The following is an 8,797-nucleotide window of genomic DNA, read 5'->3' on the forward strand; positions in this document are numbered from 1 at the left end:
CTGTGAAGGGCCGCGGCCACAAAATCTGACTGTCTGTCAGAAAACTCTTGTCCTGGCCGTCCGCCTCCTGCACCCTGTTCTCGTCGTTCCAGTCCCGGAGAGGGGAGCAGGCGATGAGCGGGACGGAACACCTCACCGTCCGGCGCGAGGGCGCCACCCTGGTGCTCACGCTCAACCGGCCCGAGGCGAGGAACGCGCTCTCGCTGCCGATGCTGATCGGGCTGTACGACGGCTGGATCGAGGCCGACCGGGACGACCGGGTGCGCTCGATCGTGCTCACCGGAGCCGGTGGCGCCTTCTGTTCGGGGATGGACCTCAAGGCACTGGCCCGGGGCGCGACGGCGGAACCCCGCCACCGCGCCCGGCTGACCGCCGACCCGGACCTCCACTGGAAGGCGATGCTGCGCCACCACCGCCCCCGCAAACCCGTCCTCGCCGCAGTGGAGGGCCCCTGTGTGGCGGGCGGCACCGAGATCCTCCAGGGCACCGACATCCGGGTGGCGGCCGAGTCCGCGACCTTCGGGCTCTTCGAGGTCAGGCGAGGACTGTTCCCCATCGGCGGCTCCACGGTCCGCCTCCCGCGCCAGATCCCCCGCACCCACGCCCTGGAGATGCTGCTCACCGGACGCCCCTACTCGGCGGCCGAGGCCGCCGCCGTCGGCCTGGTCGGCCATGTCGTGCCCGACGGCCGCGCCCTGGACACCGCCCTGGAGATCGCCGAACGGATCAACGCCTGCGGACCCCTCGCCGTCGAGGCCGTCAAGGCGTCCGTCTACGAGACCGCCGACATGACCGAGGCCGACGGTCTCGCCGCCGAACTCGCGCGCGGATGGCCGGTCTTCGACACCGAGGACGCCCGGGAGGGCACCCGGGCCTTCGCGGAGAAGCGCCCGCCCGTCTACAAGCGCGCCTGACCCGCGCCCGGCCCGCGGCTGCCGTCGGCAGCCGTCGGCGGTCGCCGGCGGCCGACCCGAGGAGACACCCCGGATGCCCCCAGCCCGCACCGCCCCGATCGTCGTCGAGTTCCCCTTCACCCGCTCCCTCGGCCCCGTGCACAGCGCCTTCCTCACCGGACTGCGGGAACGCGTCGTCCTCGGCGCGCGGACCACCGACGGCCGCGTCCTCGTACCGCCCGCCGAGTACGACCCCGTCACCGCCGACGAACTCCACGACCTGGTCGAAGTCGCCCCCACCGGCACGGTCACCACCTGGGCCTGGAACCACGCGCCCCGCCGCGGCCAGCCCCTCGGCACCCCCTTCGCCTGGGTCCTGGTCCGGCTGGACGGCGCCGACACCGCACTCCTGCACGCCCTGGACGCTTCCGGACCCGAGGCCGTCCGCACCGGAATGCGGGTCCGGGTCCGCTGGGCTGCCGAGCGCCGCGGCGCCATCACGGACATCGCCTGCTTCGAGCCCTACGACGGCGAACCGGCCCCGACGACCGGCCACGACGGCACCTTCGCGGACCCCGTGACCGGCATCGTCGCCCCCGCCCGCCTCGACTACACCTACACACCCGGCCGCGCCCAGTCCGCCCACCTCGACGCCCTCGCCGACCGGCGCATCGTCGGCGAACGCTGCCCCGCCTGCCGCAAGGTGTACGTCCCCCCGCGCGGCGCCTGCCCCACCTGCGGCGTCGCCACCGCCGAACAGGTCGAGGTGGGGCCCCGCGGCACCGTCACCACCTACTGCGTCGTCAACATCAAGTCCGCGCACCCGGCGCACCAGGACCTCGAAGTGCCGTACGTCTACGCGCACATCGCACTGGACGGCGCCGACCTCGCCCTGCACGGGCGCATCGGCGGCCTCCCCCACGACCAGGTGCGGATGGGGCTGCGCGTCGAGCCCGTCTGGGCCGAAGGGGCGCTCCACCCCGACCACTTCCGGCCCACCGGCGAACCCGACGCCGCCTACGACACCTACAGGGAGCTGCTGTGACCGGTGAAGGCACCGCGCACCACCGCGAGATCGCCGTCATCGCCTTCGCGCGCACCGGCCCCCGGCCCGCGGGCGAGCAGCCCTCCGAGGCCGAGATGCTCCTGCCGGTCCTGCACGAGGTCCTCGCCCGGAGCGGCCTGCGGGCCGCAGACATCGGCTTCGTCTGCTCCGGCTCCAGCGACTATCTCGCGGGCCGCGCCTTCTCCTTCACCCACGCCCTGGACGCGGTGGGCGCCTGGCCGCCGGTCTCCGAGTCCCATGTGGAGATGGACGGCGCCTGGGCGCTGTACGAGGCCTGGACCGAACTCCTCACCGGCGACACGGACACCGCGCTGGTCTACGCGTACGGCACACCGTCCGCGGGATCCGTGCGCGATGTCCTCACCCGCCAGCTCGACCCCTACTGCCTGGCCCCGCTGTGGCCGGACGCGGTGGCCCTCGCCGCCCTCCAGGCACAGGCGCTCATCGACGCGGGCGAGACCGACGAGCCCGCGCTCGCCCGGATCGCCGCCCGCGGCCGCGAACCCGCCACCGACGGCCCCCCGGCCCGCCCGCAGGGTCCCGCGCCCCAAGGGGACTACGTCGTACGGCCGTTGCGCACCGGGGACTGCGCGCCGGTCGGCGACGGCGCCGCCGCCGTGCTCCTCGCGGCGGGCGGGCGTGCCCGCGAGCTGTGCCGGCGGCCCGCCTGGATCCGGGGCATCGACCACCGCATCGAGACCCATGCGCCCGGCGCCCGCGACCTCACCGACTCCCCGTCCGCGCGCCTGGCCGCCGAACGGGCCGGGGCCTTCGAACGGCCCGTGGACACCGCGGAGTTGCATGCGCCGTTCACCTCCCAGGAGGTCGTCCTGCGCAAGGCGCTGCGCCTCGGCCCGGACGTCCTGGTCACCCCCTCGGCGGGAGGCCCCGCCCCCGACCCCGTCATGGCCGCCGGGCTGATCCGCATCGGCGAGGCCGCCGCCCGCATCCACCGGGGCGCGTCCGACCGCGTGCTCGCCCACGCCACGTCCGGCCCCTGCCTCCAGCAGAACCTGGTGGCCGTCCTCGAGGGAGACCCGCGATGAGCAAGGAGCCCGTGGCCGTCACCGGCATCGGCCAGACCCGGCACGCCGCGGCGCGCCGGGACGTGTCGATCGCCGGACTCGTCCGGGAGGCGGCCCGCAGGGCGCTCGACGACGCCGGGACGGCCTGGGCCGACATCGACGCGGTGGTCATCGGCAAGGCCCCCGACTTCTTCGAGGGCGTCATGATGCCTGAGCTGTATCTCGCCGACGCCCTCGGCGCGGTCGGCAAACCCGTCCTGCGGGTGCACACGGCCGGTTCGGTCGGCGGCTCCACCGCACTGGTCGCCGCGAGACTCGTCGCCGCCCGGGTCCACGGCACGGTGCTGGCCGTCGCCTACGAGAAGCAGTCCGAGTCCAACGCCATGTGGGGCCTGTCCCTGCCGGTCCCCTTCCAGCAGCCGCTGCTGGCCGGTGCCGGCGGCTTCTTCGCCCCGCATGTGCGCGCGTACATCCGGCGCAGCGGCGCCCCCGACACCATCGGCTCCCTGGTCGCGTACAAGGACCGGCGCAACGCGCTCAAGAACCCCTACGCGCATCTGCACGAACACGACATCACCCTGGAGCGGGTGCGGAACTCGCCGATGCTCTGGGACCCCGTCCGCTACTCCGAGACCTGCCCCTCCTCCGACGGCGCCTGCGCCCTGGTGCTCACCGACCGCGCCGGGGCGGCCCGTTCGCCCCGGCCGCCCGCCTGGGTGCTCGGCGGCGCCATGCGCAGCGAACCGACCCTCTTCGCGGGCAAGGACTTCGTCTCCCCGCGGGCCGGTGCCGACTGCGCCGCCGAGGTCTACCGGCAGGCCCGCATCACCGACCCACGCCGGGAGATCGACGCGGCGGAGCTGTATGTGCCGTTCTCCTGGTACGAGCCGATGTGGCTGGAGAACCTCGGATTCGCCGAGGAGGGCGAGGGCTGGAAGCTGACCGAGTCGGGCGTCACCGAACTCGGCGGGGAGCTGCCCGTCAACATGTCGGGCGGTGTCCTCTCCACCAATCCCATCGGCGCCTCCGGTCTGATCCGCTTCGCCGAGGCCGCCCTCCAGGTACGCGGCCAGGCCGGAGAACACCAGGTGGAAGGGGCCCGCCGCGTACTCGGGCACGCCTACGGGGGCGGTGCGCAGTTCTTCTCCATGTGGCTGGTCGGCGACCGGCCGCCGACCTCCTGAGAGCATCCGTCCCCATGCCCTGTCGGCCGGGGGACACGATCGCTAGGCTGGCCGCGGACGACGAACCGGGAGGAGCACGGACGTGGCCGAGAGCACCACCCAGCAGTATCCGCTCACGGGCTGGGACAAGCCGGAGCTGGACCTGACCAACGCCGACTGGCACTCCAGCAGCCGCGGGCTGGGAGATGTCCAGATCGCCTTCGTCGAAGGATTTGTCGCGATGCGGAACAGCGGCCGTCCCGAGCGGCCGTCCCTCATCTTCACCCCGGCGGAGTGGGGGGCCTTCGTGTCCGGCGCGCGGGAGGGGGAGTTCGACCTCACCTGAGCCCCGCCGCCGAGAGCGGCTCCCGACCCGCCCGGAATTTCCGGACACGCGGCCGTGGACACCGTCCCGGGGCCGCCGACTGCGCCAGGCTGGCCCCGGAACGATCACCGCTGTGAGCCGGAGGCGCCATCCCATGAGCACCCTGCCGGTCGTCGCGGCCGTCGACGGGTCGGACGACAGCCTGCGCGCCCTGGACTGGGCACTGACCGCGGCCCGGCTGCGCGCGGCACCGCTGCGTGTGGTCCATGTGCGCCCGGGCGCGCCGACCGGGGACCCGTCGGAGCCCGCCGGGGACGACGTGCTGGAGCAGGCGCGGGCCCGTGTCGAGGAGCGGCCCGAGCGCCCGCTCGTCGAGTACGCGGATCTGGAAGGTCTTCCCGGCGCGCTGCTGCCCGAACTGGGCGCCGACGCCCGGCTGATGGTGCTCGGCTCCCGCGGACGCGGCGGCTTCGCCCCGCTGCTGCTCGGCTCCACCGGTCTCACCGCGGCCCGCGACGTCCCCTGCCCGGTGGTCGTCGTACCGCGGCCGGGGCGCGAGGTGCACGCGGGCCCACCCCTGTCACCGGGGCCGCGGGTCGTCGTGGGCCTGCATGTCGAGGGACCCGTGGAGGCCACCCTCGCCTTCGCCTTCGCGGAGGCCGACCGCCGGGGCGCCCGGCTCCAGGTGATCGCCGGATATCCGTGGCCCCCGGTGCAGCTCTGGCCCGCCCCCGGCGAACTCATGCCCCCGGCCCTGGACGAGGACACCGTCGAGGACGAGATCCGGTCCCGGGCCGCGGCCCTCCTCGCCGCCCCGCACGAACGCCACCCGGACGTCCGCGTCGAGCTGTCGGCCCCGCCCGGACACCCGGCGGGACACCTGGTGGCCGCCTCCCGGGACGCGGAACTCGTCGCCGTGGGCCGCCATCACCGTCGTCTCCCGGCACCCGCCCAGCTGATCGGCTCGGTGACCCAGGCGGTCCTGCTGCACGCGGCGAGCCCGGTCGCGGTGATCCCGCCCGCGGCGGACCCCGCCCACACCGACGGCTGACCGCAGGCCCCCTCCACCGGGGGCGCGAGCGTTTCCCGGCGACCCCGGCCGCACATCGGCATGGGCGCGACCACCGCGCACAGGGCGGACGCCTTTCGGGAATCCCGAAAAAGGCCCCGCATCGCCGACAGGCGGGGCCCCTCCCCGAACGCCGACCGGCCCCCTGTGCCCCGCCCGCCACGGTGTGCCCCGCCGCCCACGGCAGGCGCCCGTCACGGTCGCCCGCGGAGGCGGCGACCGGCTCTGCCGACTGGCCGCGGACGCGCCGACCGGCTCCGGCACCGGGCCGGACCCAGAGCCCTGCCGCCCCCTCGGGCACGTACCATGGCGGCATGTCCTTCCTCCGCCGCCGCAGCGCCACTCCCGCCGGGCCCGACTTCGACGTACTGGCCATGGATCCGGGGGACTGGCCGGGCAACCTCGGCGCCGGTCTGCTGCCCGCACCCGACGGCAGCTGCCAGGGTGTCTTCCTGCGGTACGACCTCTTCGGCGGCCGCGGCACCGCGATGATCATCGGCAATCTGCCGCAGGGCTCCCCGGCCCGCGACGTCGCCGAGGGCGAGATCCCCTTCGAGGTCGCCCAACTGCTCCTCGCCCTGGACAACGACGAGGAGGTCACCGTCGTCGGCACCGAGGACATCCCGGTGATGCAGGGCGACAACCTGCTTGTCGTACGCCGTCTCAAGCTCTCCGAGAGCCGCGTCTCCTGTGTGCAGTTCGACCGCAGCGACCAGGTGCTGGTGACCATCGCGGCCTGGGACCGCCCGATCACCGACGATCTCTACGCACTGCTGAAGCCGCTGCCCGCCGAGCTGTTCCAGCAGGGCTGAGGAAGGCACCGAGGGCCGGACCCGCGCACGGCGGGTCCGGCCCTTTCGGCGTCCGAGGAGTCCGGCGGCTACCCGTCCGAGCGCTCCACCTGCACATCGGCCGCCCGGACGAACTCCACCCGGTGACCGAACTGGATCTCGTAGTACAGGTCCTTGCCGACCACGACCCGGTGCGAGTCCGTGGTGAAGGTGACCGCGTAGTAGTACTCACCCGGAACCCGGTCGCCCACCACGTACCGCTGGCCCGCGGGCAGGCGGTACGGCAGCGGCGACACCGACTGCGCGGGCACCCCCTGCGGGTACGCCTCCTTCTCCGGGTACGCCCGGCCGTAGACCGGGATGTCCGTGAGGCCCTCCCGCGGTGTCACCACGAGACCGGAGGCGTTCACCGCCGTCCGCCGCCCCGGCGGATTGCGGAACCACGCCTTCTGGCCCAGATACCAGATCGCCGTCCAGTCCCCGTCCCGTCCGGCCACCGCGTACCGCTGGCCGGTGGAGACCCGGGAGGCCACGTCGTTCACATCGATCGTCGAGTCGCTCCCGCCGGGGTACAGCCCGATGTCCTTGATCAGCGGCGCCGACGCGTCGGGGGCGCTGTACAGCCGCACCTCGCTGGATCCGTGCTCCGCACACGGGGTGCCCGGGGCGGTGCAGCCCGTGTAGGCGGGCCGGTTCGCGGAGTAGTCCGGCAGGATCGTCACCAGGCCGCCCCGGGGCCCCGCGGTGGTGTGGAAGGGCCTCCCCAGCAGCTCGAAGTAGTGCCGCCAGTCCCAGTAGGGACCCGGGTCGGTGTGCATCCCGGGGACCGACGCGGCCGTCGGGCCCGGAACGTTGTCGTGCCCGAGGATGTGCTGCCGGTCCAGCGGAATGCCGTACCTGTCGGCGAGATACCTCACCAGCCGGGCCGACGCACGGTACATCGCCTCCGTGTACCAGGCGTCCGGCGCGGCGAGGAACCCCTCGTGCTCGATGCCGATCGACGCGGCGTTGACGTACCAGTTGCCCGCGTGCCAGGCCACGTCCTTCGCCTTCACATGCTGGGCGATCAGCCCGTCCGTGGAGCGCACGGTGTAGTTCCAGGACACATAGGTGGGGTCCTGGACCAGGTTGATCACACCGTCCCACTGGCCCTCGGTGTCATGGACGACGATGTACCGGATGCGCTGGGACGCCGGGCGGTCGCCCAGGTCGTGGTTGCCGTAGTCGTTGTCGCCGAACTGCGCGTAGGGCGCCGGGATCCACTCGCAGGAGACCCTCTTCGGGCATTCGGTCCCGTCGGCGTCGGCCGTGCGCAGCCCGGTCCTGGCCAACTGCGCGGTGTCCGGCGCCAGAGCCGGACTCGGGGCGAGCACGACGCTCTGGCCGGTGTCCGTGGTGCGCCGCTCGCCCGAGCGCAGCACCGCATACACATCGTCCGCGTACGCCGCCGCCGTGGCCCGGTCGTCCGCGGACGAGAACTCCGCCACCGCCCCGTACCAGTCGGCCGGGTCGGCGCCGAGCGGCTCGCCCAGCTGCCGCTGCGCCGCGGCCAGCAGCGCGGCGCCGCCCGCGATGTTCGCGGCCGGGTCGGTACGCAGCCGGGCAGCCGGAATACCGGTCAGCGAGGCCGCCCGGGTCAGGGTCTTCAGCCGGGCGGGCAGTCCGGCGCTCGCGGGCGCCTTCGTCGTCGGCAGCAGCGGGGGACGGGCCTGGTCGCCGCGGGCGTCCTCGGTGCCCTCGCTGTGGTGCGCGGCCTGGGCGAGGGCGGCGCGGGCGTCGGTCAGATGCATCGGGCCGTAGCCGCCGGAGACGCTCGGCGCCCCGCCGTGGCTGTCCCACCGGGACTGGAGATAGGAGACGCCGAGGAGCACGCTCTGCGGCACGTGGTACTCGGCGGCCGCGGCGGCGAAGGCGCCCTGGAGCCCCGTGGGGGCGGTCGCCCGCCCCGGGGCCGGGGCGGCGCCCAGCAGCGGCAGCAGCAACGCCGCCGAGGCGAGGGCGCCCGCGGTCCGCAGGGCGCGTCTGTACCGGGCGGGGGAGTGGTCGGTGGCGGAACCTCGCAATGCAGCCTCCTGGGACGGTCGGCGCGCCGGGGCGTGCGGGGGTCGGACGTGCGTCAGTGGTACTCGCTCGGTGACGATCCGTCAATCACGCGCGTACGCCGGTGATTTCCCATGTCAGCGGTGGTGGCGCGGACTTTCCCCGGGGTGGCGACCCGGCCTGCGGGGCGTCAGTGGAGTGGACCAATGACCCGAACGGGCGCGCAAACGACAAGAGTCCGGGGGGGGGGGGGGCGCGCCGGGGGCCCCCCCGCCCCCCCCCCCCCGGCCCCCGGGGGGGGCGCCCCCCCCCCCCCCCCCCCCCCCCCCCCCCCCCCCCGCGGGGGCCCCCCCCCCCCCCCCCCCCCAAACCCCCCCCCCCCCCCCCCCGCCCCCCGGCCCCCCCCCAAACCCCCAGAGGGGCCG

Annotated in this window: 8 protein-coding genes; 7 read left to right on the forward strand and 1 reads right to left on the reverse strand. The window is 74.6% G+C overall.

The window, feature by feature from the left end:
* Nucleotides 1-113 precede the first annotated feature (113 nt).
* From ACIHAA_RS31140 to ACIHAA_RS31170, 7 genes are all read left to right on the forward strand, one after another.
* Nucleotides 114-914, forward strand: coding sequence for a crotonase/enoyl-CoA hydratase family protein (locus ACIHAA_RS31140; protein ID WP_399823060.1), 801 nt, complete (start codon nt 114-116; stop codon nt 912-914).
* 73 nt (nt 915-987) lie between these two features.
* A complete protein-coding gene (locus ACIHAA_RS31145) occupies nt 988-1,938 on the forward strand; it encodes a Zn-ribbon domain-containing OB-fold protein (protein ID WP_399823062.1) in 951 nt (316 codons plus the stop codon).
* Nucleotides 1,935-3,005, forward strand: a complete 1,071-nt coding sequence (locus tag ACIHAA_RS31150; protein WP_399823064.1) for a lipid-transfer protein — start codon at nt 1,935-1,937, stop codon at nt 3,003-3,005. The genes ACIHAA_RS31145 and ACIHAA_RS31150 overlap by 4 nt, the downstream gene beginning before the upstream one ends.
* On the forward strand, nt 3,002-4,168 hold the full coding sequence (locus ACIHAA_RS31155; protein ID WP_399823066.1) for a thiolase domain-containing protein: 1,167 nt from the start codon (nt 3,002-3,004) through the stop codon (nt 4,166-4,168). Before ACIHAA_RS31150 ends, ACIHAA_RS31155 begins: the two co-directional genes overlap by 4 nt.
* An 82-nt stretch (nt 4,169-4,250) precedes the next feature.
* On the forward strand, nt 4,251-4,493 hold the full coding sequence (locus tag ACIHAA_RS31160) for a DUF397 domain-containing protein (RefSeq protein WP_399823067.1): 243 nt from the start codon (nt 4,251-4,253) through the stop codon (nt 4,491-4,493).
* A 133-nt stretch (nt 4,494-4,626) separates the two neighbouring features.
* A complete protein-coding gene (locus ACIHAA_RS31165) occupies nt 4,627-5,523 on the forward strand; it encodes a universal stress protein (protein WP_399823069.1) in 897 nt (298 codons plus the stop codon).
* 332 nt (nt 5,524-5,855) lie between these two features.
* Nucleotides 5,856-6,353, forward strand: coding sequence for a hypothetical protein (locus ACIHAA_RS31170; RefSeq protein WP_399823071.1), 498 nt, complete (start codon nt 5,856-5,858; stop codon nt 6,351-6,353).
* A gap of 68 nt (nt 6,354-6,421) precedes the next feature.
* Here the strand turns inward: ACIHAA_RS31170 and ACIHAA_RS31175 are convergent, their stop codons facing one another.
* Entirely contained in the window at nt 6,422-8,395 is a 1,974-nt protein-coding gene (locus tag ACIHAA_RS31175; RefSeq protein ID WP_399823072.1) for an N-acetylmuramoyl-L-alanine amidase, read from the reverse strand.
* Nucleotides 8,396-8,797: the final 402 nt, after the last annotated feature.

Source organism: Streptomyces sp. NPDC052040 (assembly GCF_044548405.1).
Lineage (GTDB): Bacteria > Actinomycetota > Actinomycetes > Streptomycetales > Streptomycetaceae > Streptomyces.

Coding starts and splice junctions, on each gene's coding strand:
- ACIHAA_RS31165 (WP_399823069.1), top strand. CDS start 4,627: ATGAGCACCCTGCCGGTCGTCGCGGCCGTCGACGGGTCGGACGACAGC.
- ACIHAA_RS31145 (WP_399823062.1), top strand. CDS start 988: ATGCCCCCAGCCCGCACCGCCCCGATCGTCGTCGAGTTCCCCTTCACC.
- ACIHAA_RS31155 (WP_399823066.1), top strand. CDS start 3,002: ATGAGCAAGGAGCCCGTGGCCGTCACCGGCATCGGCCAGACCCGGCAC.
- ACIHAA_RS31170 (WP_399823071.1), top strand. CDS start 5,856: ATGTCCTTCCTCCGCCGCCGCAGCGCCACTCCCGCCGGGCCCGACTTC.
- ACIHAA_RS31140 (WP_399823060.1), top strand. CDS start 114: ATGAGCGGGACGGAACACCTCACCGTCCGGCGCGAGGGCGCCACCCTG.